The organism is Niallia oryzisoli (assembly GCF_043641075.1).
GTDB lineage: Bacteria > Bacillota > Bacilli > Bacillales > Cytobacillaceae > Bacillus_BD > Bacillus_BD oryzisoli_A.
On sequence record NZ_JBHZRC010000001.1, the window covers coordinates 1307846 to 1334523 of the forward strand.

Consider the following 26678-nt stretch of genomic DNA (forward strand, 5'->3'; position numbering starts at 1 on the left):
TTATTTGCAGAATATATGCTTACCAATCTGTTTAATTTGCGGTCGTGACCAAATCCATCCGCTTGTCGCCGTTGCAGGATTAAAATAATAAATCGCATTACCAGTTGGATCCCAGCCATTAATAGCATCTAGCACTGCCTTTTTGGCAGTCTCATTTGGTGTAAGCCATATTTGTCCATCTGCAACAGCTGTAAATGCACGCGGTTCAAAAATGACGCCGGATACAGTATTAGGGAAAGATGCACTGTTCACCCTGTTCAAAATTACCGAAGCAACTGCCACTTGGCCGATATACGGCTCACCTCTTGCTTCTCCGTAAACAGCATTGGCCATTAACTGAATATCATTTTGAGAGAAACCGTTCGGAACATTTGTCGCTGTCGGTTTATTACCACCCTGTGGTGCCGCCGGTTTTGGCTGTGTGTTTTGTTGTGTATTTGCTTGTGGTTTCGGCTGTGCCTGAGGCTTAGGTGACGGCTGGGCAGGTGTCTGCTTAGCCGGTGCTTGATTTTCTTGTTTATTCCCTGCAGGCGCTTTAGCCGGTTGTTTTTGTTTATTTAAATCTGTTCCACCGTAGTGCGTAAATTTATTTCCCTTATTAATTTGCTCTTTTACAAATTGCTGATTGTATTTGGAAGCTTTAACAAGTTTATTTTTTGTATCCTTTCCAGCTAGCCCGTCAATTGGAAGACCAAACTCATATTGAAAATTCCTTAATGCCCAATATGTACCCCATCCAAAGACGCCATCAATTTTGCCGTTATAGAAGCCTAAAAATTGCAGACGAGATTGGAGCTCGATCACGTCATCCCCAACTGCCCCTTGTTGAATGACTTGATTGGAAAAAGCATGTACTTTGTCTTGAGACGGGACAATAAATAAGAATATAGAGAAAAGGACAATGAGCTTTGATTGTAATATTATTCTTTTCATAGTTCTACTACCCCCAGTTGTAAATCATTCTCATATTAGTCGTATTTTTTGTATTAATTGGATTTTTATACAGTAAATTTACTTTAAGGTGAAAAAATACAAAAAAACCCTTCATTCACAGGAATGAAAGGCTTTTTGCATCTCAGCATATTTTGCACTTAATGTATGAGCTTTTTTTACTTTCCTTAAACCTAGCCACCAAAGAAATATCATAAACGGAAGCATAATATACACCCAGTTAGCTTGTGAAAGGAGAATATAATCATAGATTCCATGTAACAAAAAGGGTATGAGAAAGGATAGGATGAGCCATTTTCGGTTAGAGGAGAGTGAAAACTTTCCTTTTCCTAAATAATAACCCATAATAACACCGAACAGAGCATGGCTTGAAACAGGCAGCAGCGCACGACCAAGAGCAAATTCAAGCCCATTCGCAACCAAATATAAAATATTCTCAGTGGTTGCGAATCCAAGTGAAACGGAAGCACCATATACAATTCCATCATATGGCTCATCAAAATGAAAGTGGAGAAATGCTGTATAGTAGACAATAAACCATTTAAAAAACTCTTCAAGCAAACTTGTCGATAGGAATGCATCAACTAAGCTAGAATGGATTATATTTTCCGTTTCCAGTACATATTGAATAAACATTATGGGAAATACAAGAAGTGAGCCGAATAAAAATGTCCTAATAACCATCGAGATGGGTTCGACACCAAAGCGGTCCTTTAAGTAAAAATAACATAATAAGGCTAAACCAGGTGCAATCCCGGCTGATAATATTCCCAGCATTAGCCGTCCTCTTTTCAATCTATTTTCCTTAATCCTATCATGATATGATCATATTGAAAATGACCTATTTCACTCAATAGGAATATTTTGTAAAAATATTAATACTTACACCATTCGTTTATTGGAGTTTATACCATCATTACTTTGGAGGCTTTTTTTATGTCTAAAAAAATCTTAATTATTCACACCGGCGGTACTATTTCGATGAGCGAGGATGAAACCGGTGTTGTTAAACCAACAGGTCATAATCCGATTACACAGCATACGAAGGAATTAACCGATTTAGGAGAACTAATTATCGAAGAACCGTTTCAATTACCATCTCCACATATTACCATAAAAGAAATGCTGCTCTTAAAAGCAATGATCGAGCAATATAGCGAACGGGGGATTGATGGAGTTGTCATTACTCACGGAACCGATACACTGGAAGAAACCGCCTATTTCCTTGATTTAACGACTGAATCAACCTTTCCAATCATTGTCACCGGGGCTATGAGATCTAGTAATGAAATTGGCTCAGATGGGTTATATAATGTCATTTCTTCCATCAGAGTGGCCTCCTGCGATGATGCAAAAAATAAAGGAGTACTAGTAGTATTAAATGATGAAATACATACGGCAAGCAATGTGACTAAAACTCATACGAGCAATGTCTCTACTTTCCAAAGCCCGCAATATGGTCCTATCGGCATTGTCACAAAACGAGGAATCATTTTTCACCATTCTCCTCTAGAACTGGAATATTACCAGATTGATGATATTTCCAAGCGCGTAGCCTTATTAAAAGCCCATGCAGGAATGGACTCCTCCCTATTTTATGCTATTAAAGAGCTTAAGTATGACGGAATTGTAATTGAAGCCCTTGGCCAAGGAAATCTCCCTCCTGCAACCATTGATGGAATCATGAGCCTGCTGCAGGAAAATATCCCAATTGTTCTTGTTTCACGCTGCTTTAATGGAATTGTAGAGGATACTTATTCCTATGAAGGTGGAGGATCTAATTTAAAACAGCTTGGAGTCATTTTTTCAAACGGCCTAAATGGTCAAAAAGCAAGAATTAAACTATTGATTGCCTTAGCCGTTACAGATGATATCAAAAAAATTGAGTATATGTTTCAATAAAAATAAGATAACAAAAAAGGTCCTTTTCCATAAAAGGACCTTTTTTTAATCATTTACGACATCGATTGGGATTCCATTTTCTTTAATGCTTCGGCAATTTTCCCGCCATGAAAACGTCCATTTTCAATAAAAATCTCATTAGCTTCATTTCCTGCAGCAATCACACCTGCGATAAATATACCTTCTACATTCGTTTCCATCGTTTCCTCATTATAGTGAGGACGTCCGGTTTCAGAATCAATCATTACACCCATCTTTTTCAAAAAGTCCTTGTCAGGATGGTACCCTGTCATAGCAAATACGAAATCATTTTTGATGGTGTATTCCTTACCATCTTTCACATATGTCAACGTAGTTTCTGTTATTTCTTTTACAACGGACTCCCACACCATTTGAATCCGCTCATTACGAACATGCCCTTCAAATTCCGGCAGAATCCATGGCTTGATCTTAGGTGAATATTCACTGCCACGGTATAAGACTGTCACTCTTGCGCCAGCCTTTACAAGTTCGAGCGTTGCGTCGACACCAGAGTTCTTTAATCCAATAACAACGACGTCTTTATCAAAGTATGGGTGTGCTTCTTTAAAATAGTGGGAGACCTTTGGTAGTTCTTCCCCTGGCACTCTCATAAAATTAGGATGGTCATAATAACCTGTTGCGATTACCACGGATGACGTTTCATATTGTTCCTTATCAGTTGATACAAAAAATCCGGAATGATTTTTTTTAACATCCAACACTTTTTCAAACGCATTTACACGAACCTTTTTTCTTTTTACAACCTCTCGATAATAAGCGAGGGCTTGACTTCGATTCGCTTTACGTGTTTCGGTGATAAATGCTACATCACCGATTTCTAATTTATCACTAGAGCTAAAAAACGTTTGATGTGTCGGATAATGATAAATAGCATTCACAATATTTCCTTTTTCTATAACCAGCGGTGTGATCCCCACTTCTTGTAACGCAATGGCTGCAGCCAATCCACATGGACCGCCGCCTATAACAATAACCTCTTCCTGCTTCATCCTTTGTTCACTCCTAAACAAACATATCCAATAAATAATATGGTAATAAAATAAACTCCTATCTTTATTATGATAGGAGTTTTAATGAAAAGTTTCAATATTATATCATTATTTATCATTCAATCCTGCCTGGGTGAAGCTGAGAAGGTCAACCACGTTTTTTATTAGACCCATCCACGATATCTGGAGGCTTCAGCCATTTTTCTTACACCTACCATGTAGGCAGCCAGCCTCATATCGATACGACGATTTTGAGCCGTTTCATATATATTCGTAAAGGCTTTTACCATTACTTTTTCTAGCCTTTCAGCCACTTCTTCTTCAGTCCAATAAAAGCCCTGATTATTTTGAACCCATTCAAAGTACGATACTGTCACACCCCCAGATGACGCTAACACATCTGGAACAAGAAGGATCCCTCGATTGGTTAAAATTTCGGTAGCTTCTAAAGTTGTGGGTCCGTTTGCAGCCTCGACCACAATTTTCGCATGAATATTATGTGCATTCTGTTCAGTAATTTGATTTTCTATTGCTGCTGGAACAAGAATATCACAATCCTTTTCCAATAATTCCTGATTGGTAATTGTATGGTTAAACAGCTTTGTTACGGTGCCAAAACTATCTCTACGGTCAAGTAAATAATCTATATCAAGACCATCCGGATCGTAAAGCGCCCCATATGCGTCAGAAATTCCAATTACTTTCGCACCTGCATCATTCATAAACTTTGATAGAAAACTTCCGGCGTTTCCAAAGCCCTGTACAATTACGCGGGCACCGTTTAATTCTATTCCTTTTTTCTTTGCTGCTTCACGAATGCAAATCGTAACTCCTTTTGCAGTAGCAGATTCACGCCCATGTGATCCTCCCAGTACAAGCGGTTTCCCTGTTATAAATCCCGGTGAATTAAATTCGTCAATTCGACTATATTCATCCATCATCCAGGCCATAATTTGCGAGTTTGTAAATACATCTGGGGCTGGAATATCCTTTGTCGGGCCGACAATCTGACTGATTGCTCTTACATAGCCACGGCTCAGACGTTCCAATTCCCGAAATGACATATCCCTGGGATCACATACAATTCCCCCTTTTCCACCGCCATAAGGAAGATCAACAATTCCACATTTTAAACTCATCCATATCGAAAGTGCTTTTACTTCATTTTCCGATACAGTTGGATGAAAACGGATACCACCCTTTGTCGGACCTACTGCATCATTATGCTGGGCCCGGTAGCCTGTAAAGATTTTCGTTGAACCATCATCCATACGCACCGGAATCTTGACAGTCATCATGCGAATGGGTTCCTTTAGAAGCTCAAATACCTCTTCGGGATATCCAAGCTTTTCAAGAGCTTTGTGAATGACAGTTTGCGTGGATTTTAATATGTCATGTTTCTCTTCTTGTATTCTATTTTCTTTACTATTATCGGCTACCATTTGTAAACCTCCTAAAAAGCAAACAATTGTTGTTATCTTAAAAAAATAGTATATCCTTTGTACCGTTTATGCAAGAAGAAAAATTGTTTATTTTAAATTTTATGAATTTTTTCAATATACCCTTACCTATGTACTGAATACCTATACGATAAATCCCCCACTTTCTGAAAGATTAACCAGAACACAAGTGGGGGATTTTAAACCTTTACCATCGTTATCATGAAGGAAAAACCCCCCTAAATGGAAGTTTGTTTAAGGAAAGTACGTCATAATTTGACTTACGGCATTTTCCTTCATGATCATTTTCCCATATTCCTGAATAACATGAATACTTATAAAAGATGGGTTTCCAAATTCCGCCATTATCGCTACAATTTGAGTCTGAATGTCTGAACAAACATTATCAACTAAAAAATAATAAGCATTGTTCATTGAGTATAAAGTTCCACCCGAAAAACCGATGATTGCTAATCGTTTGGCCAATTGAATAACATGCTCAAAATCTTCTATTTCAAACAGAATCTCAACATTCCCCTCCATTGTCACTTGCATATCAATAAAGCTGTCTCCGAAGACATCTTCCTCCTGTTCTTCCACGGTTACAATCATAACCATACCTTGTGACTGCATTGAAAAAATTTCTACCGCAACAGAACCTTGTATATCGACATCAAAGGTTTCACTTGCTTCCTCAAGCATATCATGAAAAAGCTGGTGCCATTTTAGTGAATCCTTCCATATATCATCTTTTGTTAAACCTCTGTCAAATAAGTCATCAAGAGATAAAAATATTTTAATTTTATTAGCATTCAATCGTTCTAAGCGCATGATTATGCCCCCTACCGTGAACAAACTCTTAATGTAGTGTATGAAAAAATGCACCTTTTGTGAGTCGTCTACTTTTATTGAAGCATAATAATATCTAACTCCAAATAAAAAATCATTTCGAAATCATTTGGCTTTGCCGCAGTGTTGAATGGTTAAAAGATGTGTTTCTGCTTTTGCACCTAAGCGAAGCGGAACCCCTGTAGTCCCATAACCATTACTAATTAAACTAACGCGGTTCTTCTCTTTTTTTAGTCTACCTTTCTCGTACAGGCTAAAACCAAGGATGTGAATCTGTCCACCATGTGTATGCCCTGATAACATGAGACTAATTCCATGATTTGATTGAATCTTCCTTGCTATATCCGGATTATGGCTCACTAAAATTTTAAAGCTATTCTTATCTGTTTCAATTAACGCTTGATCAATATCTGCTCGATTGGTGCTTAAATCATCCACACCAAGAATGAAAAAACGCTCTCCCTGCTCTGACTCAAAGAAAAGGGAACGATTAACAAGTACCTTTACATCAAGACTAGTAAATAGTGAGTTTAAAAGCGGAATGTCCATTTCATAATCATTATTTCCCCACACAAAAATAACCGGTCCAAGTTTTTTTAATAGAAGAATGTTTTCCTTTACTCTATCTAGTGGAACACCCTTTTCCGTTATATCACCACCGATAATAACAATATCTACTTTTCCTTGGACCTGTTCAATTATTTTTTCAGATATCTTTCTACGATGGACATCGGAAATAAAGAAAAGGTTAACTTTACCAAAACTCTCAGGAAAATCAGCAAACTCTAACTGATGGCAGACCACTCTATTTGCAAATGCCTCTCTGTACATATACAGTAGCAGTCCTAATCCTAGTAAAAAACATAATAGTATTACAATAATTATTACCATAAATCCCCCAACCGTATTGAATCTGTATTCCAGCACGTCTATTCCAATCATTTGAAATCATACCATAAATGACGATAAATACTAAAAAAATTGATTGCGGCTGACTAACAAAAAAGGTACATAGAATCAGTTATCCTTCATATGATTTAAAGACGCATACGAAGGAGGGATTGTATGTTCACAAACACAAAGTTTTATCATCCATATATAAGCCCGTTTGACCCATGTAAGCCAATGATAACTAAAAGATATTCTACTCCTCCTCAATTATATATTGGATTTCAGCCCCCAGGTCTAGAGCAGTTTACACCTATGGAGGCATTGCGTGCAGGAACACTTTGGAAGGCTTTTTATGACCCCTACTACAGCCCATATGAAATCGCTAAAGGAGGATTTAAAGGATGAAACAATTGCCTCCGGAATATTATCAATTACTTGAACAACTTCAAGCTGTTGATTTTGTTCTCGTTGAGCTTACTTTGTATTTAGATACTCATAATGATGATGTAGAGGCGATAAATCAATTTAATCAATGTGCTTCAGAACGGAAGAGGTTAAAAAAGGCCATTGAAAGTAAATATGGACCACTACAGCAATTTGGGAACAGCTATTCCGGATGTCCCTGGAACTGGGATGACCCACCATGGCCATGGCAAGTCTAGGAAGTGGAGACGCCTTGCCCCCGCAGCTCGTTTATTTAGGAAGTGGAGACGCCTTGCGCAGATTGTGAATCTCGCACAAAGGAGGAATCAAATAGAATGTGGATTTACGAAAAAAAATTACAATATCCAGTCCGGGTAAGTACATGTAATCCCATGCTGGCGAAATTTTTAATTGAGCAATACGGCGGTGCAGACGGTGAATTAGCTGCTGCTCTTCGCTACTTAAACCAACGATACTCTATTCCAGATAAAGTGGTTGGTCTCCTAACCGATATTGGTACCGAGGAATTTGCCCATTTAGAAATGATTGCTACAATGGTCTACAAACTAACGAAAGATGCCACCCCTGAGCAAATGAAGGCCGCTGGTTTAGATGGCCATTATGCAGACCATGACAAGGCACTTTTTTATCATAATGCAGCAGGAATTCCATGGACTGCGACCTATATTCAAGCAAAAGGAGATCCTATAGCGGATCTTTATGAAGATATTGCCGCCGAAGAAAAGGCAAGAGCAACCTATCAGTGGCTTATCAATATGAGTGATGATCCTGATATAAATGATAGTCTCCGCTTTCTAAGAGAAAGGGAAGTAGTTCATTCCCAACGTTTCCGTGAAGCAGTAGAAATCCTTAAAGACGAGAGAAATCAAAAGAAAATATTCTAACGTATCGTGTTAAAGCTGAAAACAAATAAGAGCAGATATCTGCTCTTATTTGTTTTCATGATATAAATTAATATCATAATTCTGTTTCATCATTTCAAATACAAGATGCCGATTATTCCATGCATCTTCCTTCTTCCACAGGTCTTTACTCTTATCAATAATTTCACAGCGCAATGCATGAAATTCCTTTTCTGCTTTATCTCGCTTCTGCCTGTATACATTCATCAGCCCATACAAACCGAAAATAACGATAAGCATGAATAAATTACTTGAATGATTGACAAAATTTGAGAAAAGCGCAGCAAAAGAATAGGAAAAAGGACTAATCGTTGTGAAATAAAGAAAAACAAAATAGATAAAGGTGATCAGTACTGTACTCCACATAACCATTAAGTGTAAGCGTGTTAAGTAATCAAATTTTTGTTTTCTCTCTACTACCTTTTGCAGCATCTTCCTTGTCGCTTGATCCGTTCTTTCATCAAGCATCCTAATTGATGACTCCATACGATCCCCGCCTTCCCATAACAATCTATGAACTTGTCCGGAGATATATGAATAAAAAAGCTCAACCAGTTTACTTGTTAAACGGAATCGTAAGGACCTGCCCAACTTTTATTTCATTTGAGGAAAGACCATTCGTCTCCCTTATTGTATCAATACCTTCTTTCGACTTGTAATACATCATTGAAATTCTGAAAATAGTTTCACCTGGTTTTACAGTATGATAAACCGTATCCTTTTGATTAGAATGATTTGCATCGTTCCTACTCTCTTCCAACAAAGAAGAAATATCTGTTGTTGGCTCATTACTATCCTGTTGTCTTAGGCTTTCATCCATTTCACCGGCTTTTGGATCAGCTTCAAGTGATTCGGAATCCTCCCCTTCTCCCTCATCAGCTGTTTGACTGTTTTCTTCCTCTTTAGGGGATTCCTCTTTAGGAGATACCTCGTTAGTACTTTTCGTATCTTCTGGATTATCTATATCAATAAACTCAAAACCATCCGTAGATTCACCGACAGCCGGCTCTGTATGACCAATTTTATTTTTTGCCACTGTTGAGTATATACTAAAGATGGTAATCGGCAGCAGAATGAAGAAAAGCACAAGTAAACGAATGACTGGATATTTTAGCTTCCATTTGGTCTTTTTTCTTTTTTGTTGATGAACCCGGCTTCTTGGAGGCAACTCCTCTCTATCGACAGCCTTTCCCTCTTCAAATCCCACCGGTTTTATCCTTTGCCGCAGCCTTTCTGCCTGATCTCTGTATGGATCTTCTTTATTCATTGAATGTCCCTTCCTATTCAGTTTGTTTCTTTGCAAAATTGTATTTAATGACACATCCCAGTAAAAAATCAATAATAAAGTGCATAAAAATCGTTACGAGAATATTTTCTGTACGGAGATAAAGATAACCAATCAAAAAGCTTAATCCTGTTACATTGACAAAGAGAAACCAATTAAATAAATAGCGGTAATGAACAAGTGCGAAAACAAGGCTTGATACAATCAAACCAAAATGTGTTTGGATGACACCACGAAATAAGATTTCTTCAGTTATTGAAACAACAGCAGCTATGAAGGCCACTTGATATAGCGGTCTGCCTTGAAAAAGCCGGCTATTTAATCCGCCATCATCGTAATACTTAGTTGATAAAACTTTCATTAAAAATAAATCCAAGAAAAATACAGAAAGTCCTGCTGTACCACCAATCCAATAAATATTTGGATCATTCCAACTAAATAGCTCGAAAAAATCAGAAAGGCTATCAAATAAAAAAAAACCGAAAATAAATGAGCACAGTAATAGTAGAATCTGTGTTAAGAATAAAGATTGAAACAACTGCTTATCTGTAACCTCTTCAATAAGATCATGATACTTTTTATTCATCTTTTCAGCTCTCTTATAGCTTTTTAATGTATATAGATTTCGCTATTTCTATTAATTTAATAATATATCAGTCAACCGCTGTTTCCAACTAAATTCGCCATTATTCTTGGCGGAAATTGGCGATTTATCAAATTTACTCCATTCCAATCCACAAATATCACAACAGCTCTCCGGCTTTTGGCCTACATGCTCATCTTCTCCAAAATATTCCAGGATTTTCTCTCTTCTGCAGCTTTTAGAGTTGCTCCAGCTGGTCATGGATAAAATCCTATTCCGCTTTAGCTGTCTTCTCTTATCTAACTCTTCTTTATAGTCAATGAACACCTGATCCAGATCATTTGTTTCCTCAGTCTTTAATAGGTAATCACACAGCATCCGCCATTGAATTTCCGTAAATCCGCCCATCCGTTGCCATTCATCCTCAAATGGTATCTGATAAATGGATCGTTCCTTTGAGTCTTTTATCATCTCAGCTAACCAATTAATTTGTTCGGGTGAGGGAATTTCTGACTCCGCTAGCTGATATGCCAGTTGCTCATCTCCAGCGGAATATAAAAGCACAGCAATACTTGGTCTTCCATCTCTTCCGGCCCGACCTATTTCCTGCAGATAGGACTCCATTTGCTGCGGCATATGAAAATGGATAACAAAACGAATATTTTCTTTATTTATGCCCATCCCAAATGCACTTGTTGCACAGATAATATCAAGCTGATTATGCAGGAATTGCTGCTGAATTAATATTCTGGACTCTTGATCCATTCCTCCATGATAGGCCATCACCTTAGAGATTCCTTTATTCTGCAAAAAAGCAACCGCTTGCTCTGCCATTCTTTTACTTGAAAAATAAACAATACCTGGGTTTTCGAATTTCGAAACATATTCATATAATAATTCCCATTTTTCCTGATAACGTTCAAGATTTCGAACTGCTAAAGCAATATTAGGCCGATCAACCGAAGACAGCACTTTTTTACAATGGTCAAGCTCCAGCGTTTGGATAATATCTTGAATTACTTTTTTGGTTGCGGTTGCCGTTAAGGCCAATGTCAACGGCTGACCGAGGCTTTTGCGAACAGTACCGAGTTTGATATAATCCGGGCGAAAATCATACCCCCACTGTGAAATACAATGAGCTTCATCAATGACAAATAAAGAAATGTTTAAACGCTTTAGGCTATTAATCATGTGGTCATTCGCTAATGTTTCAGGTGAAATAAAGATAAATTTATACTGTTCTAATTGGTTTAAGACTTTTTTTCTTTCTATGCCGGAAAGAAAAGAATTAATCGCAACCACACTTTTTTCACCATTCATTTTCATCTGCTCCACTTGGTCCTGCATTAAAGATAATAGCGGGGAAACAACCAGTACCTGCCCTGGCAGAAGATATCCCGGCAATTGATAACATAGTGATTTACCTGTACCGGTTGGCAGCATGGCCATCGTATGAAAACCATCAAGAACTGAACTTATGACTTCCTTTTGACCCGGACGAAACGAGGAGTATTGAAAATATTTTGTTAAATAATTTTCCAACATCATAATTCTTCACCATACTTTGCCAATACAAGTCTTATTTCGAAGTAATCAGCATTTTCAACAACGCTGCGAATCTGCTTTAGCTGCTTTGTTTGTTTTAGTATGGCAGCTTTTTTGATTAATTCCTGTTTTTCAATTGATACATAAGGATCAATTGAAAAGCTTTGTAAATTTAACGCTAATTCAACAAGATGATCTTCAATTGTGCTTTTTTTTAAGCCGCGAATGGCCATAATATCAGTAACGGATTTTCCTTGTCTTAATAAGGCATAGGTTTTTTCCGTTGAATTGGTTAAGTTATGTTTCTGTTGATTAACCAAAAAGGAATGCAGAATTGGGTATTGCTTCGGATTAGCTTCAATACGTTCGATTATAAAATGAAGAATACTCAAAAAATGATAATGGTAATAGGCTAATTCCATTCGGAAATGTTGTGCAGCCTGTGATTCAGTTAAACCGATGGAACGAAACCCACTCAGTCTTATGACTAGGTAATCAGGCACTATTGAAGTTTCGCTTTCTAAGCACATAACCAATTCTTCATACAGCTGTGTTCCGAGCAAATCTCTATTCAAACTGTTTTGTTGGAGAAAACTTTTCATCCACAAAAGTGTATCTTCTTTTCTTTGAACAGGGATATATTTTGAATCACGTTTCTTTAAATACGAGATAACCTGAACAGCTAGGGATAATCTTTCCCAAAAAACAATCGCAGTTCTTTGGCATTTCCATCCATTTACATGCTGTGGAATAGGTGTTTCCGCTAGCGATTCTATTAGCTGCCGTTCGCCTTCTGGTGTTACTGCATAATGCTGATCTGCTATCTCAGTAATTAGCTGCACATGCAACAATTCGGCTACTGTCTTTTCTAATTGTTGTCTGCTCAAATTCGTATCTGTTTGGAATAAAGCGGTTAAATGAAATAGATGGGCATCCTGAATGGTTTGCGATGACTTTTTTCCATGTAATAAATGATAAATGGAATATATTGTGCGTTCGCCCTGTAGTTTATGTAAACAAAATAGAATAATCATTTGTTTAAAGGTCAGCTTCATTACATCACCATATTTTTTCTTTTTCTGACATTTTTCTGAGTCATGTAATCCAAATCACAGAATTATGTCCTTTTTCATCATATCATGAAATAGTGGAACTAGTTATTATAATATATGTTCCGCATTTTTCATAATAAAAAAGCTTAAATGGTATTCTCAATATTTTTTCTATTGAAAAGTTTTTCATACAGCTTTACAATAGGGAATAGAAAAAGTTTATCGTTGAAATATTTCGTTTAGACGATAACAATAAAAAAGCTTAAATTTTTTGGGAGGTTTTATTAATGGCAAAATATACTATCGTAGACAAAGAAACATGTATTGCATGTGGAGCATGTGGAGCAGCAGCACCAGACATTTATGATTATGATGATGAAGGTATTGCATTCGTAACACTTGATGACAACCAAGGTGTTGTCGAAATTCCTGATGTATTAATTGATGATATGATGGATGCATTTGATGGCTGTCCTACAGATTCAATTAAAGTTGCAGATGAGCCATTTGAGGGAGACGCAACTAAATTCGAATAATAATAATAATACAAAAAAGCCCCCTGATTTTCAGGTGGGCTTTTTTTGATAGCGGTTTAATCCTCCGTCTTATCTCCCTTTTATTTACATAATAAAAAGCACCCAAAAAGGTGCTTTTTTCATCTATACTAATTTATTTAAATTTTATACTCATTATAGGAGGCTTGTTTCTTTAACCATGTGCCCATTTTTGTGAATAGAAGCATAAATACGATTGACATTGCCAATCCCTTTATTAAATTAAACGGGAGGATACCCGCAACTATATATTGACGTATTTCTGTTGCACTCATTGCCGGCCAATTAAGGAAAAATGTATAGGCCGGTAAGATAATATAATAGTTCAGAACACTCATGATAGCTGACATTAATACTGACCCTACAATTAAGGCAACTGTCATACCTTTTTTCGTTTTCATTTTACTATAGATATAATAGGTTGGAAGAATAAAGAGTAGTCCCGCAATAAAGTTTGCCAAATGTCCAACAGGGACACCTGTTTCACTGCCTGTCATAAAGTAATCAAGGACATTTTTAAGTAATTCAACTAATATACCTGCCATCGGTCCAAAAATTAATGCTCCAATCAATGCTGGAAGATCACTGAAGTCAATTTTCAAAAAGTTTGGAAATGGAGGAATTGGAAAATTCACCAACATTAAAACGTACGCTATGCTGCTTAACATAGCAATTGACACTAATGCTTTTACCTTGTTCTGACTTTTACCCATTTTACTTTCTCTCCTTCTTTTGGATCCATCATCTCCAAAGAAGCAGGTTTAGCCAGTATACCTGTTAAAAATTCCATTAAAAAACCCCAAGTGTTAATCACTTGAGGGAGAATTTTTGTTAGAAGGTATGCTTAATAGGCATTCAAATATATTAATTTTTTGAATGCTGCCAAACCTCCATCTTCTCCCATCCAGACTGTACTGTCGGCTTTGGAATTGCACCAAATCCTGCCTAAAAATCAGGCTCACGGGCTTAGAGAATGTAATCTCATCACCGTCGGTCGGGAATTTCACCCTGCCCCGAAGATAGATCTTATTTAATTTTTACAACTCAATTATACTAAGGGATTGCTCCCTTGTGAATATGCCAGCATAAATTTTGCAATTAAAACTTTATTACCGCCACTTTTTCGACAAAATTCTCTATAAAGGGTGAACAACATGAAAAAGAACAAAAAGACAGCTTGTCCTTTTGTTCTTTTCGTTTTATTTCAGATTTAACTTCTGCTGCGGCATAATTAGGTCATTTCTAAGACCATTTTTTGCTTTCAAATCTGTAACACTCATATTTAGTTTTTTTGCTATCGAATATAATGTATCACCTGCTTGGACGACATAGGCAGTGTTTGTATCATCCAGTAGACGTCCAGCTGTTTCAATTGCCTGCTGATCCCTATGAACCGCAGCAACTGCTTGTCCAATCTTTACCTCTCCCAATGCCAGCATAGGATTAACGGCATTTTTTTTATCAATGGTCCAATGTGATTGATGCACTTCAAAATGAAGGTGCACACCCGATGAATCTCCTGTACTGCCCATTTGACCGATGATATCACCCTTTGTTACCTTTGAACCCTCTTGAACTGTTCTTGCTTGCAGGTGAGCATATACTGTCTCAAAGTCATTATCATGCTTAATGAACACAACATTTCCATATGTATCAGAGTAGTACGATTTAGAGACAATCCCATTTTCAACTGCATGGATGGAAGTGCCTGGGGATGATGCAATATCAATCCCCATATGCTGTCCCTGCCTTGTACCAAAAGAATCGGTAATGACGCCATCAGACGACCACATCCAATCTGCTGTCATCTCGTTAATGCTGCCGGCAGCTTCCGCGTGTCTAATACCTAAAAATAATAAACTAACACACACAGCCATTATTCCAGCAATCAAAAAACGTTTTATGTATTCTCGCAATTCTTTTCCTCCTTGTTCTTGTACCTCTTTTCACACTATGAAATTACTGCTGGATTTAGAACTACGTATAAATGTCACTCCTTTATTATGTCCATTCGCGACATATTGGTTTTGATTGAATGAAACCACAGGAAAAACACATCTATTAGAATACGGCGAAAAAGAGTCTTTTATACAAAAAAACTTGATTATTTTACTAATCAAGTTTTTTAATAGACAAAATCAACATTATTGATAAAAAAAGGAAGGAGCAGCTCCTTCCTTTTTGTTTCTTGTGAATCAAGAGTAATCGGCAAATTTTTAGCTTTTTTTCACATTTCGCGGGAGGTTAAATGTAAAAGTCGTCCCTTTTCCAAGAATACTTTGTACAGTTATATGCCCATTGTGTGCTTCAATGATATTTTTCGCTATGGCTAACCCAAGTCCTGTTCCCGAACGACCACGTGTTCTTGCTTTATCTGCCTTATAAAATCGCTCGAAAACAAACGGTAAATCTTCTTCAGGGATACCCGCTCCATTATCTTTTACTTCAAAATAAAGCCCTCTTTCATCACTACGTTCGATAATCGCAACGGAGCCGCCTTCAGGTGTATGACGAATCGCATTATCAATTAGATTCGTTAATACCTGCTCAATTCGATCTGAATCAAATTCAAAGCTTTCTTCATCATTATCTCGATCAAACAATAAAGAAATATTCCTTTCTTTTGCTAAACCTTGAAACTTTCGATTGATTTTATCCATAAATGGTTCAATTTCCACCTGATCTAACATTAAATTGAAATATCCCGATTCCATTCTTGCAAGATCAAGCAGTTCATTCACAAGTCTTCCCATTCGCAATGATTCGTCATAGATAATCTTAGCCATCTCTCTTTTCTCTTCATGAGACTCCGCAATATCATCGACTATCGCTTCACTGTATCCCTGCATCATGGCAATGGGAGTTCTCAGTTCATGAGAAACATTGGCAATAAAATCACTTTTCATTTTTTCGAGTGTTCGTTCTTCCGTCATATCTCTTACCACAGCAACAGCCCCGCGGATATTCTTATGACTGTATAGCGGGCTCACAATCATCACCCAGTAGCGCCCCTGCAGTGTGATTTCACCAATCTGCTCTTTCTCGGTGCTAACGGCTAATTCAAACAACTCCATTACTTTCGTTGGCACTGCGTCCGAGCTGTTTTCTTGATTTTTCTTCTCAAAATACCAGCTTTGTAAAAATAATTCAGCTGGTGGATTCGTCATTAGGATTGTCCCATCACGATTAAACGTGATGACTCCATCAACCATTCCGCTTAATATACTGGACAGAAGTTCTTTTTCCTGACTTAAAGCGTTAAGATTAAACTTCAGCTGTCTGCCCATTTGATTAAAAGCAGTAGCTAATTCCCCAATTTCGTCTCGGGTTAGTATAGGGACTTTTGTATCAAATTTGCCTCGTGCTACCTCAAACGCAGCCTGCTTCATCTTCCTTAACGGCGCGTTGATCCTTGTTGATAAGAAGAAAGCAAAAAAGGTGGTTAAGATAATGGCCACTCCTGCAGCCAGTAAAATAAATTTTGTTGTTTCTCTTGCTGTTTCTTCTCCAACTTCTACCGACTGATAAATATAGACAGCACCGTTTTGACCATCCTGGCGGTGTAAAGGAACACCAATGATGACAAGCTGGGTGGCATCTGACTTTTGAGAACCTTCAGAATAAGTAGTCACAATACTTTTTGTTTTATTCTCTTTCATCACCTGGGCTAAATCGTTATGCTCAAAAAAGTATGTAACAGGAAGACTTACTGAATTATCCTTTTCAGGTGATATGTAATATTCCTCGGGACTCAGGACTATCGTAGCATTTGTAACATCATCAACAAATTCCCATGAAATTTCCAACGCTGTAGAAAGATCGTATTTTTCGACAATTTCCGCAATTTTCTCAGCATTATTGACCAGGTTCTCTTCATTTTGTGATGAGGAATAATTTTGTAAAAACTCCATGATCATAATGGAAACGATAAAAAGTATAAAACAAACAAGGAGAAGAATGGTAAACCAAAGCTTAACAACGACACTCCGCCAAAACATCATTCATTTATTACCTCAAACTTATAACCAACACCCCAGACAGTAATAATCATTTTAGCTGCCTGCTCAGAAACTTTATTTAATTTTTCGCGTAAGCGTTTTACATGTGTATCAACGGTACGTAAATCGCCAAAGAATTCATAATGCCACACTTCTTTTAACAATTGTTCACGATCAAATACTTTATCAGGTGATTTCGCAAGGAAAAAGAGCAGCTCATATTCTTTAGGAGTTAAGCTGACTTCTTGACCATTCGCAATTACCCGATGCGCATCATTATCAATGGTTAAGTGCTGAAAAACAATGATATCTTTTGTAACAGGTTCCGTTTGAATATAGTTTGTTTTTACAGAACGTCTTAACAATGCCTTTACCCGTAAAACAACTTCCCGAGGACTAAATGGTTTCACGATATAATCGTCAGTACCTACCTCAAAGCCTTGAACTCTGTTTACCTCTTCGCCTTTGGCCGTCAGCATAATGACAGGTGTACCTTTCTTTTCTCGTAATTCACGGCATACCTCAATCCCATCCTTGCCGGGCATCATTAAATCAAGGAGAATCACATCATAATCATTAGCCAATGCCTTTGACAACGCTTCATTCCCATCTTCTGCTTCTTCAATTACATAGTTTTCTCTTTCCAAATACATTTTTAATAAGCGTCTGATTCTTTCTTCATCATCAACAACTAATATCTTCACGTTTTTATCCAAAAGAATACCCTCCTAGCAAGTCTATTGTACATAAAGAATTGGGTTTTTTCTATGATTTCATGCGCTTTCACGAAAAATTTATTTAAAAAAAAGCCTGCACTAAAAAGTGAGGCAAGAATATTTTTTATTATTAACCTGCATATGAATGTAAACCAACAATCACTAGATTTACGGCTACAAGGTTAAACATAATAATAACAAATCCGATAACGGCTAACCAAGCAGATTTTTCACCATGCCAGCCTTTTGAAAGCCGCAAATGTAAAAACGCTGCGTAAAACAGCCAGGTAACCAATGCCCAAACTTCTTTTGGATCCCATCCCCAAAAGCGTGTCCAAGCAATCTGTGCCCAAATCATGGCAAATATTAAGGCACCTAACGTAAATACAGGGAAACCGATTAATACTGACCGATAGCTAATCTCATCAACAAGATCTGAATTAATATTTTTCGTTAACGGTTTCAACAGCTCACCAATACGTTTTCTAACAATTAGTCTGATGAGACCATATAATATTAGTCCCGCAGAAAGAGACCAAATAACTGTATTTAATTTTTTCGCATCGATAATGGCAGGCATATCTAGAAGCGGTTCAAACTTCCCTTTTGTCAAGAGCTCTCCTTCATGAGGACCCACCAGTGCCGGCATTGGATATTCAACTTCTGCCTCCGCACCGCCCTTGTCAATCCAATGGAAACCTGCTTTGTAGTCCATCAATGAAAAGGTAGTTGTTACCGAAATAAATCCAACTACACAAATTAGCCCCAGCATAACCATTTCAAGCCAAAATGTACTTTTACTCTTTTTCGTTTGGTCAACATGTTTCACAAGATAAATCAAACCTGCAGCAAAGCTAATCGCGAGAATCGCTTCACCTAAAGCAGCAGTTGTAACGTGAATATGTAGCCAATCACTCTGTAATGAAGGAATTAACGGTGTAATATTTCTGTTAAACATACTTGCATATGCTATGACGAGAATTCCAATCGGCAATGTAAATAAACCAAGTAATGGAGTTTTATAAATAAAGAAAATGACAATAAAAGCGCCAATAAGTGCCATACCAAAAAAGGTTGTAAACTCGAATAAATTACTGACAGGTGCGTGCCCCGAAGCAATCCAGCGCGTAATAAAATACCCCAGCTGCGCTGCAAACCCAATAATGGTAAGGATAATACCTATTTTTGCCCAACGATTTAAGCTTTTCTTGCCTTGAAGACTTCTCTTGTCCCTAATCGCCCCTCCAAAAAAAACAAGAGCAACTAAATAGAGAACGAAAGCCGTATATAATAAATTACTACTTAGGTTAACCAACCTATTTCCCCCTTATCCGTTCTTTTCTTTATCTAGTTGATCAGCAGGCTCTGAAATATCAGTTCCCTCTAACACTGTTGCAATTTCCTTTTTAAGTCCATACCAATTTTTATTTGTATGCCCGGCTACCCATATTTCCTTGCCTACTTTTCGAATCCAAATTCGACGATGGTTCCAGTAGGATCCCTGAATAACGCCAAGCATAAAAATGGCACCGCCGAGAGCAAGTATCCAAAGGGTTAGATCCTTTCTGATTGTCAACCCTGTTACGTTTTTCGTTTCAACACCCCTAAAGGACATTTTATATTGATTGTCACCAAAAGGTTCAATATTTTGACGGATAGCTACAAAACTAACTTCCCCTTCGGGTTTATCCGGTGTGACCATTTTAAAAACAAAGCCAGGATTATTTGGGACACTAGACTTTGTCGAGGGTTCGCCATCTTCATTAAATTGAAAATCAGGAAAATAGCTTAACATTTCAACATAATAATTTTCTGACAGATCATATTTCTCTTTAGGATGTAATAAGTCTACCGTCATTGTTCCATACTCTTCATTTGTTTCTTTATTTGTTAAAGCAAACGTCATTTTATCAAATTGGTTTAGTTTATATTCAGATTGATAGACAGCAAACTTTTCGAATTTTAAAGGTTCGTTCACTCGGATCTGTTCATCCTTCACTTTTTCAAGCTCAGGTGTCTCACCTGGAATCGTATCACCTTTCTTTTTATACAGTGTTACATTTGACTGATAATTTTTAGCTACCATGCCATTCTGTTTTAGCGCAGCGTCAAAAACCTTCCCATCCTTCTCGGCATCGTACACCTCAAGAACAAATTTATCATTTTTTAAATAGTACTCGCCTTTTGTTTCCGGGATAACCTTTGTCTCGCCTTCACGGAGCCAGAGAACTTTGTCAACATACATCCCTGGTACGAAACGAAGCATTCCGCCGATTAAGAAGATGATAAGTCCAATATGGTTAACATATGGTCCCCATCTAGAGAATCGGCCTTTTTCAGCGAGGATATTGCCATTTTCCTCCCTGATGCGGTATCGCTTCGATTTTAATTTTTCTTTTATTTTATTAAATTTTTCATCTGTGCCTTCCCCATTTGAAATGCCAAATAAGCGCTGACGTCTCAAAAATCCTTCATGCCTTGTAACATTTTGTGTTTTCAACGCCCGATAAAGTGGTACGACACGGTCTAATGAACAAATGACAAGTGAGACCCCTATCGATGCAATGAGCAATAAATACCACCATGAACTGTATAAATTATGGAATCCAAGTTCATAATATAGTTGTCCAAGTGACCCATACTGATCCTTGTAATACTGCGAGGCTGGGATTGTAGGTGGAATATACATCTCCTGCGGAAAAAGTGTCCCGAGTGCTGATGCAATCAACGTTACAATAATCAAGGTTACGCCTACTTTAACCGATGAGAAGAAGTTCCATATCTTATCAATTATTGTCTTATTATAGGTCTGAGAGCGCCGTGCACTGCCCTCATACCTCATATCCAGCAGCTGCTGATCTGTCTCCAATTCATTAAGCAGTTTTCCGCACGCCTCACACAGCAATGTTCCGTGCGGATTGACGTGCCCACACTCACATTTTACCTCATTCATATCTTAAAACTCCCCATGTTCAAGGTTGTATTTGTTTCATAAACTTGTGTATCATTGCTTCGGTTAATTGTCCCGTATGGGATTTTACGACTTTACCTTCTTTGTCGATTAAGAAGGTAATCGGTAATGGATTTATCCCATAAGCCGTTTGAACATCGCCTGTTTTATCGATGACGGTAGGAAAAGTTAAATTATGTCGCTGCATAAATTGATTGACGGCAAAATCTGTTTCCCCCACATTTACAGCTAATACTTGAACCCCTTGATTTTTAAATTGCGCATACTGATGATCAATATATGGAAATTCTTCCTCACACGGTTTGCAAAATGTACCCCAGAAATTCAAAAATACCCCCTGACCTTTGTAGTCTGATAATCGATGTGTTTCACCATTAAGGTCAACTAGTTCAAAATCAGGGGCTTTTTCTCCAATTTCTACTTTTTGGACTTTATCTTTTGTTGCATTTGCATATAATGAATATCCGACAGCCACAACCAACAAGGATAGAATAATTGTCCTTATCCATAAGCGCCGTTTCTTCATATATATTTCCCCTCCCCAAGCAGCTCGATTTAACAAGTTAAACGCTTTACTAGTATAATATCAGAAAATTTTGTAGTTTGAAATTATTATATCATTTTCAACATCTCTATGTTGTTTTTCCGACAAAAACAATTGTGACACTTCTATGAATTTTCTGCCATCACACGGAGCTGCTTTACTTCATGTGCAGTCAACTCTCTTGCTTCCCCAGCTTTCAGTCCATGAAGCGTCAAAAATGCGTACCTTTCTCGTCGAAGCTTCATAACTGGGCAGCCGATAGCCTCAAACATTCTGCGGACTTGTCTGTTTCTTCCTTCGTGAATGGTTAATTGTATAATTGAGGTTCCTTTTCGTTTATCAAGCGAGAGCATCTTGGCACGTGCAGGAGCTGTTTTTCCGTCCTCAAGCATGATTCCCTTTTCCAAACTCCTAACTTGTTCCCTTGTTGGGATACCTTTAATTTTTGCAATATATTCTTTTTCAATTTCATTCCTTGGATGCATAAGAAGATTGGCAAATTCTCCATCATTCGTTAGCAGTAATAAGCCTGATGTATCGTAATCTAATCTGCCCACCGGATAAATCCGCTGTTTTATCTCTGGAAAGTAATCTGTAACGGCTTTTCTTCCCTTCTCATCCTGGACACTAGAAATAACCCCGCGCGGCTTATAAAATAGAAAATATACCGGCTCTTCCTTTTCCACCGGTATCCCTTCTACTTCAATTCGATCCGATGGGGACACCTTTATCCCTAGCTCTCTCACTACTTTCCCGTTTACCTTTACTTTCCCCTCAAGAATCATTTCTTCCGCTTTTCTTCGTGATGCAAAACCAGCATGCGCAATTACTTTTTGAAGCCTTTCCATCTAGTCACCTCTAATATATTCCTTCAATTATTTTTCAAATCTTTCATCTTGAATTATGCCATAATATATTATTTTTTCAAAATAAAAGTGATAAATAGTACAGACAAAACGACAAATTATCACATGAGCTCTGTAATATGGTTGTTGATTTCCGTTCCGGGCACTTCGCTGCAATCAACCTGCTTAAAAAATCAAGATTATGTCTTAACACAGCCAACATTAAAAAAGCACTGACACTAATTTAATGAAATTAGCGTCAGTGCTTTTTTAAAATACTAGAATAACTACAAGAATAGCTGCAATAATACCGACTAAATCGGCAAGAAGTCCGACTTTTAGGGCATCACCCATTTTTTTAATTCCGATTGCCCCGAAATAAACGGTTAACACATAAAAAGTAGTATCGGTACTTCCCTGTAAAACAGCTGCTAATCTTCCGATAAAGGAATCTGGTCCGTGTGCAGCAATTAGGTCACTTGTCATCCCAAGTGCCGCATTCCCAGAAATGGGACGAATTAGTGCAAGTGGAGCGATTTCCGCTGGAACTCCGATTGCTTCTAAAAACGGACGAACAAAGTTCATAAAATATTCGAGCGCTCCTGATGCACGGAAAATGGAAATAGCCACTAGCATCCCAACTAAAAAGGGAATAATGGATACGGCAATTTTAATACCCTCTTTCCCGCCTTCAACAAAACTTTCATATGTTGGCACTCGTTTAAACGTTCCATAGAGGAGAATAAAGCCTATCAAAATAGGAATAAACCATAAGGATATTATCGACACAATTTCCATTACACATCATCCTTTTCGCTTCCGGGATCTTCGATAATAAAAATATCGGTCAATTAATATACCACCAACAGCAGAGATGCATGTAGCTATAAGAGTTGGACCAACAATATCTGTTGGAGAAGCCGCATTATAATTCATGCGTATTGCAATAACCGTTGTTGGAATCAATGTAATACTTGATGTGTTGACAGCAAGGAACGTAACCATTGATCTGCTTGCCTCATTTTTCCCGCCGTTTAATTCCTTCAATTCCTCCATTGCCTTAATCCCTAACGGTGTCGCTGCATTTCCAAGCCCAAATAGGTTTGCCATCATATTCGATAAAATATATCCCATTGCAGGGTGATCTTTCGGGACCTCTGGAAATATTTTGGTTACAATTGGACGGAATAGAAGCGACAGTTTTGTCAGCAACCCCGCTTCTTCTGCGATTCTCATTATGCCGAGCCAGAATACCAATACACTTATTAAGCCTATGCACAGCGTCACTGCTTCAGATGCACCTTTAAATATTGCTTCATTTACTTCTTCCATTGTTCCATGTATCATAGCAAACACAAGCCCAATGAGCGTTAGCAAAACCCAAATAATGTTAACCATCTGATTTCACACCTATGTGAATAAGAAATAGTTTACGAAAGATATCAAAAAATGATTCTTTATCTTTTCTTATTGACTGCTTATAGTACAGATGGACTTCTTCAATTGGCTTATTCTCAAAATAAATAATCGCTTTGCCAACTACATCCGGTTCCGTTTCCTTCTCACGCCATTCTCTTTTTGGCTTCTGAAGCTTATATTCAATCTTGAAGGAATCACGTTCGTCTGCTTTCACTGGATAAAAAATATCCTGTTTTACATACACCTTCTTTTTATAAAATGGATCATCAATATCTTTTATTGTTCCTTCCTTTAACACCTTCACTAGCTTATACTGTTTAAATCCATGCTCATACATGTTGATATGATCGTTCCAATCATCCGGTCCATTTAATGTCACTGCAATTAAATCAAGACCGTCTTTTGATGCAGTTGACACTAGCGTTCTTTTAGCCCTTTTTGTGTAACCTGTCTTCCCTCCAGTTGTATACTCATATAATTCAGTCAAAAGACGATTTTTGTTTTTCCAAACCCTGTCCCAGTTTTCCGTCGGATTTGGGGCTCGATGTACTTTTGTTCCCGAAATCTTTTTATATGTATCATTCATCATCGCATATCTCGTTAACAAAGCCATATCATAAGCAGTCGAGTAGTGATCCTCATGATCATCAAGACCATGCGGATTGGAAAAGTGCGTGTTCTCCATTCCTATTTCAGCTGCCTTTTGATTCATTAAATAGACGAAACCGTCGAGACTTCCGCCGACATGTTCAGCAATGGCAACAGCAGAATCATTTCCAGAGCGCAGCATTAATCCATAAACGAGATCCTCCAGTTTTATTTTTTCCCCTGGTTTCAAATAAATCGACGAGCCCTCGGCACGCACGGCTTTCTCACTTACGGTTGCTGTTTCATTTAACTTTCCAGATTCAATCGCTAAAATGGCTGTCATGATTTTCGTAATACTGGCAATTCTCCTTACTTGATGTGCCTTTTTTTCATATAAAACCCTTCCTGACTGTTGCTCCATTAAAACAGCACTGCTAGCACTCGCGTAAGCAGATGCCTCCGTTTTAAAGGGAAGATACAGTAGGATGGTTGAGGTGACAAGGATAAAAACGAGTATGATTTTTAACAATTTCATTCCACAATCCCTCTTCTCCTTAATCGTTAGTACAAGTCTATGCTAGGCCAGTCCCTTTATATGACAAAAAAGAGCCCAAACATAACAGGGCTCTTTTCACCTTTGTCTAGAAAATGTGTCTCTTAATAAGGCTTCCATTTTAGCAGCTTTGCCTTTGAAAAACGTTCTTGTACATTTGTCCAGCTGACAATATTCCACCATTTATCAACGTACTCTGGCCTGTTATTCTTATATTGGAGATAATAAGCATGCTCCCAAACATCTAATACTAGAAGTGGAATCGTATCCCATTGTGTTAGGAGCATATGTCTTTCCGATTGGAGAATTTCTAAATGCCGTGACCTCGGTGACCAAACTAGAATGGCCCAGCCTACTCCTTCTACTTGTTTTGCTGCTTCACTAAAATGTTTCTTGAATGCTTCAAAGCTTCCAAAATACTTTTCAATCTCCTTTAATAAATCCCCTTTTGGAGCTCCGCCACCTTTTGGACTCATATTGTGCCAAAAAATAGTATGGAGGTAATGGCCGGAACCATGAAAGGCCAACTCCCTTGACCAATGCTTAACAAGGGAAAAGTCTCCATTTTTTCTTGCCTTTTCAAGGTTCTTCTCCGCTTTGTTTAAACCATCAACATATGATTGATGATGTTTTGTATGGTGTAATTTCATAATTTCTTCGGATATATAGGGCTCGAGTGCATCATATGCATAAGGAAGAGGGGGTAGTATATGGTTTCCGATTTCTATAAAAGGTTCATTCGTATAAACCATTCCAACTTCCTGACGCTTGTTAAAATATCTTTCCATTTCATGATGAAGTTCTTCCACTTCACTCTGAATCTTCTCTAGTTCCTCTTGACTCAAGTTTCTTTGAGAAATGCTTCCCATAATATTGGTAAAGTTATCTAAACGACTCCATATTTCAGCATCCTTTTCCACTTGCTCTGATTCTAAGAATTGTACTAAATCACCATTCCACTTCATCACATTTTTAATGTAATCATTGAACTGTCCCACAGGCATCCCCCACTTCCTTAATATGCTCCGTGACTATCCTATGAATAGAAAAGGAGATTATTGCCTGCTTTTTATGGAAGGTTCTAAATCAAAAAAGAAAACCACCCTAAGGGTGGCTTCCTTACACTCTATTTAGATTGAATCATTTTCGTACGGTAGTCAGTTTCGTAATACTCCAGCTCTTCGCGAATCTTTTGGAATTGACCTTCTAAATTTCTAAATATCGCTTTTATGCTCTCAGGTGTCTCTTGTCTGAATTTGATTGAGTTTTTCCCTGTATAAGCAGAACGGCTGTCCTCAAACCAAGCATCACTTTTTGGTGCAAAAAACTCTTCGATACACTGATGATAAATCCGATAAAGCGTTTTTTCTGCCGCTGCCTTTGCAAATGGTTCATTTTTCACAATGATCCCGCATGCTTCCAAGCCTTCCTCGCAAAAAACAAGCAGTTTACGTAAATTGGAAAGAATATTTTTATAATAATCGATATTTCCTTCTTTTTCTCGGATAAGCCCACTCAATGTTGCTTCGTTCAAAAAAGATTCAAATTCAATTATTGCCGTTTCAAGAAATTTCTTCACGTCTATCATTTGAGACTGTACAAGTGTATTTCCCAAT

The 26678-nt window shown here is 37.7% G+C and carries 29 protein-coding genes and 1 riboswitch; of the genes, 5 read left to right on the top strand and 24 right to left on the bottom strand.

Features of this window, described 5'->3' with window-relative positions; translation table 11 throughout:
* Together sleB and prsW are read right to left on the bottom strand one after the other, a co-directional pair.
* The gene (gene sleB / locus ACHUFV_RS06655; protein WP_394232804.1) at positions 1-933 is read right to left on the bottom strand and encodes a spore cortex-lytic enzyme; all 933 of its coding nucleotides are present in this window, start codon (positions 931-933) and stop codon (positions 1-3) included.
* 111 nt (positions 934-1044) lie between these two features.
* Entirely contained in the window at positions 1045-1728 is a 684-nt protein-coding gene (gene prsW / locus ACHUFV_RS06660) for a glutamic-type intramembrane protease PrsW (RefSeq protein WP_394232805.1), read from the bottom strand.
* Between the two features lie 159 nt (positions 1729-1887).
* On the opposite strand from prsW, the gene ACHUFV_RS06665 reads away from it, so the two are divergent.
* Positions 1888-2853: an asparaginase gene (locus ACHUFV_RS06665; RefSeq protein ID WP_394232806.1), complete on the top strand. Its 966-nt coding sequence runs from the start codon at positions 1888-1890 to the stop codon at positions 2851-2853.
* Between the two features lie 53 nt (positions 2854-2906).
* Here ACHUFV_RS06665 and ACHUFV_RS06670 read toward each other — a convergent pair whose 3' ends face one another.
* From ACHUFV_RS06670 to ACHUFV_RS06685, 4 genes are all read right to left on the bottom strand, one after another.
* A complete protein-coding gene (locus ACHUFV_RS06670; RefSeq protein ID WP_394232807.1) occupies positions 2907-3884 on the bottom strand; it encodes a YpdA family putative bacillithiol disulfide reductase in 978 nt (325 codons plus the stop codon).
* 164 nt (positions 3885-4048) lie between these two features.
* The gene (locus ACHUFV_RS06675; protein ID WP_394232808.1) at positions 4049-5326 is read right to left on the bottom strand and encodes a Glu/Leu/Phe/Val family dehydrogenase; all 1278 of its coding nucleotides are present in this window, start codon (positions 5324-5326) and stop codon (positions 4049-4051) included.
* Between the two features lie 252 nt (positions 5327-5578).
* Positions 5579-6154, bottom strand: coding sequence for a genetic competence negative regulator (locus ACHUFV_RS06680; protein WP_394232809.1), 576 nt, complete (start codon positions 6152-6154; stop codon positions 5579-5581).
* 123 nt (positions 6155-6277) lie between these two features.
* A complete protein-coding gene (locus ACHUFV_RS06685) occupies positions 6278-7063 on the bottom strand; it encodes a metallophosphoesterase (protein WP_394232810.1) in 786 nt (261 codons plus the stop codon).
* A gap of 174 nt (positions 7064-7237) precedes the next feature.
* Here ACHUFV_RS06685 and ACHUFV_RS06690 point away from each other — a divergent pair, with 174 nt between their 5' ends.
* The 3 genes from ACHUFV_RS06690 to ACHUFV_RS06700 all read left to right on the top strand — a co-directional run bounded on the left by ACHUFV_RS06690 (position 7238) and on the right by ACHUFV_RS06700 (position 8391).
* Positions 7238-7468 (top strand): spore coat associated protein CotJA, encoded by a 231-nt coding sequence (locus ACHUFV_RS06690; RefSeq protein WP_394232811.1) that lies wholly within the window; start codon positions 7238-7240, stop codon positions 7466-7468.
* Entirely contained in the window at positions 7465-7725 is a 261-nt protein-coding gene (locus ACHUFV_RS06695) for a spore coat protein CotJB (protein WP_394232812.1), read from the top strand. Before ACHUFV_RS06690 ends, ACHUFV_RS06695 begins: the two co-directional genes overlap by 4 nt.
* Positions 7726-7821: 96 nt before the next feature.
* On the top strand, positions 7822-8391 hold the full coding sequence (locus ACHUFV_RS06700) for a manganese catalase family protein (protein WP_394232813.1): 570 nt from the start codon (positions 7822-7824) through the stop codon (positions 8389-8391).
* A gap of 45 nt (positions 8392-8436) precedes the next feature.
* Here the strand turns inward: ACHUFV_RS06700 and ACHUFV_RS06705 are convergent, their stop codons facing one another.
* The 5 genes from ACHUFV_RS06705 to ACHUFV_RS06725 form a co-directional block, all read right to left on the bottom strand.
* Positions 8437-8895, bottom strand: coding sequence for a YpbF family protein (locus ACHUFV_RS06705; RefSeq protein ID WP_394232814.1), 459 nt, complete (start codon positions 8893-8895; stop codon positions 8437-8439).
* Positions 8896-8965: 70 nt separating this feature from the next.
* Positions 8966-9676 carry a LysM peptidoglycan-binding domain-containing protein gene (locus ACHUFV_RS06710; RefSeq protein ID WP_394232815.1) on the bottom strand — a complete coding sequence of 237 codons (711 nt, stop codon included), beginning with the start codon at positions 9674-9676 and terminating at the stop codon, positions 8966-8968.
* Positions 9677-9689: 13 nt separating this feature from the next.
* Positions 9690-10280: a CPBP family intramembrane glutamic endopeptidase gene (locus ACHUFV_RS06715; RefSeq protein ID WP_394232816.1), complete on the bottom strand. Its 591-nt coding sequence runs from the start codon at positions 10278-10280 to the stop codon at positions 9690-9692.
* Between the two features lie 51 nt (positions 10281-10331).
* Entirely contained in the window at positions 10332-11825 is a 1494-nt protein-coding gene (locus ACHUFV_RS06720; RefSeq protein WP_394232817.1) for a RecQ family ATP-dependent DNA helicase, read from the bottom strand.
* Positions 11822-12877 carry a YpbB family protein gene (locus tag ACHUFV_RS06725; RefSeq protein ID WP_394232818.1) on the bottom strand — a complete coding sequence of 352 codons (1056 nt, stop codon included), beginning with the start codon at positions 12875-12877 and terminating at the stop codon, positions 11822-11824. Before ACHUFV_RS06725 ends, ACHUFV_RS06720 begins: the two co-directional genes overlap by 4 nt.
* Positions 12878-13161: 284 nt before the next feature.
* Between ACHUFV_RS06725 and ACHUFV_RS06730 the strand changes: the two genes are divergently transcribed.
* Positions 13162-13410, top strand: coding sequence for a ferredoxin (locus ACHUFV_RS06730; RefSeq protein ID WP_394232819.1), 249 nt, complete (start codon positions 13162-13164; stop codon positions 13408-13410).
* Between the two features lie 137 nt (positions 13411-13547).
* On the opposite strand, the gene ACHUFV_RS06735 is transcribed toward ACHUFV_RS06730, so the two are convergent.
* The 13 genes from ACHUFV_RS06735 to ACHUFV_RS06795 form a co-directional block, all read right to left on the bottom strand.
* A complete protein-coding gene (locus ACHUFV_RS06735) occupies positions 13548-14141 on the bottom strand; it encodes an ECF transporter S component (protein ID WP_394232820.1) in 594 nt (197 codons plus the stop codon).
* Positions 14142-14316: 175 nt separating this feature from the next.
* Positions 14317-14453: riboswitch (FMN riboswitch) on the bottom strand.
* Between the two features lie 174 nt (positions 14454-14627).
* Positions 14628-15305, bottom strand: coding sequence for a peptidoglycan DD-metalloendopeptidase family protein (locus ACHUFV_RS06740; protein WP_394233411.1), 678 nt, complete (start codon positions 15303-15305; stop codon positions 14628-14630).
* A 339-nt stretch (positions 15306-15644) separates the two neighbouring features.
* Positions 15645-17429, bottom strand: a complete 1785-nt coding sequence (locus ACHUFV_RS06745; RefSeq protein ID WP_394232821.1) for an ATP-binding protein — start codon at positions 17427-17429, stop codon at positions 15645-15647.
* A complete protein-coding gene (locus ACHUFV_RS06750) occupies positions 17426-18142 on the bottom strand; it encodes a response regulator transcription factor (protein ID WP_071395628.1) in 717 nt (238 codons plus the stop codon). Before ACHUFV_RS06750 ends, ACHUFV_RS06745 begins: the two co-directional genes overlap by 4 nt.
* A 130-nt stretch (positions 18143-18272) precedes the next feature.
* Positions 18273-19457, bottom strand: coding sequence for a c-type cytochrome biogenesis protein CcsB (ccsB, locus tag ACHUFV_RS06755; RefSeq protein WP_394232822.1), 1185 nt, complete (start codon positions 19455-19457; stop codon positions 18273-18275).
* 12 nt (positions 19458-19469) lie between these two features.
* Positions 19470-21095, bottom strand: a complete 1626-nt coding sequence (gene resB / locus ACHUFV_RS06760; protein ID WP_394232823.1) for a cytochrome c biogenesis protein ResB — start codon at positions 21093-21095, stop codon at positions 19470-19472.
* A 19-nt stretch (positions 21096-21114) separates the two neighbouring features.
* On the bottom strand, positions 21115-21639 hold the full coding sequence (resA, locus tag ACHUFV_RS06765; RefSeq protein WP_394232824.1) for a thiol-disulfide oxidoreductase ResA: 525 nt from the start codon (positions 21637-21639) through the stop codon (positions 21115-21117).
* Between the two features lie 143 nt (positions 21640-21782).
* Positions 21783-22505, bottom strand: a complete 723-nt coding sequence (gene rluB / locus ACHUFV_RS06770) for a 23S rRNA pseudouridine(2605) synthase RluB (RefSeq protein ID WP_394232825.1) — start codon at positions 22503-22505, stop codon at positions 21783-21785.
* A gap of 267 nt (positions 22506-22772) precedes the next feature.
* On the bottom strand, positions 22773-23300 hold the full coding sequence (locus tag ACHUFV_RS06775; protein ID WP_394232826.1) for a spore maturation protein: 528 nt from the start codon (positions 23298-23300) through the stop codon (positions 22773-22775).
* 6 nt (positions 23301-23306) lie between these two features.
* Positions 23307-23900, bottom strand: coding sequence for a nucleoside recognition domain-containing protein (locus ACHUFV_RS06780; protein WP_394232827.1), 594 nt, complete (start codon positions 23898-23900; stop codon positions 23307-23309).
* Positions 23893-25044 (bottom strand): D-alanyl-D-alanine carboxypeptidase family protein, encoded by a 1152-nt coding sequence (locus ACHUFV_RS06785; RefSeq protein ID WP_394232828.1) that lies wholly within the window; start codon positions 25042-25044, stop codon positions 23893-23895. The genes ACHUFV_RS06780 and ACHUFV_RS06785 overlap by 8 nt, the downstream gene beginning before the upstream one ends.
* A 122-nt stretch (positions 25045-25166) precedes the next feature.
* A complete protein-coding gene (locus tag ACHUFV_RS06790) occupies positions 25167-26060 on the bottom strand; it encodes a superoxide dismutase (RefSeq protein ID WP_394232829.1) in 894 nt (297 codons plus the stop codon).
* A 128-nt stretch (positions 26061-26188) separates the two neighbouring features.
* Complete coding sequence (locus ACHUFV_RS06795; protein WP_394232830.1) at positions 26189-26677, bottom strand: YpuI family protein; 489 nt, start codon at positions 26675-26677, stop codon at positions 26189-26191.
* Position 26678 lies beyond the last annotated feature (1 nt).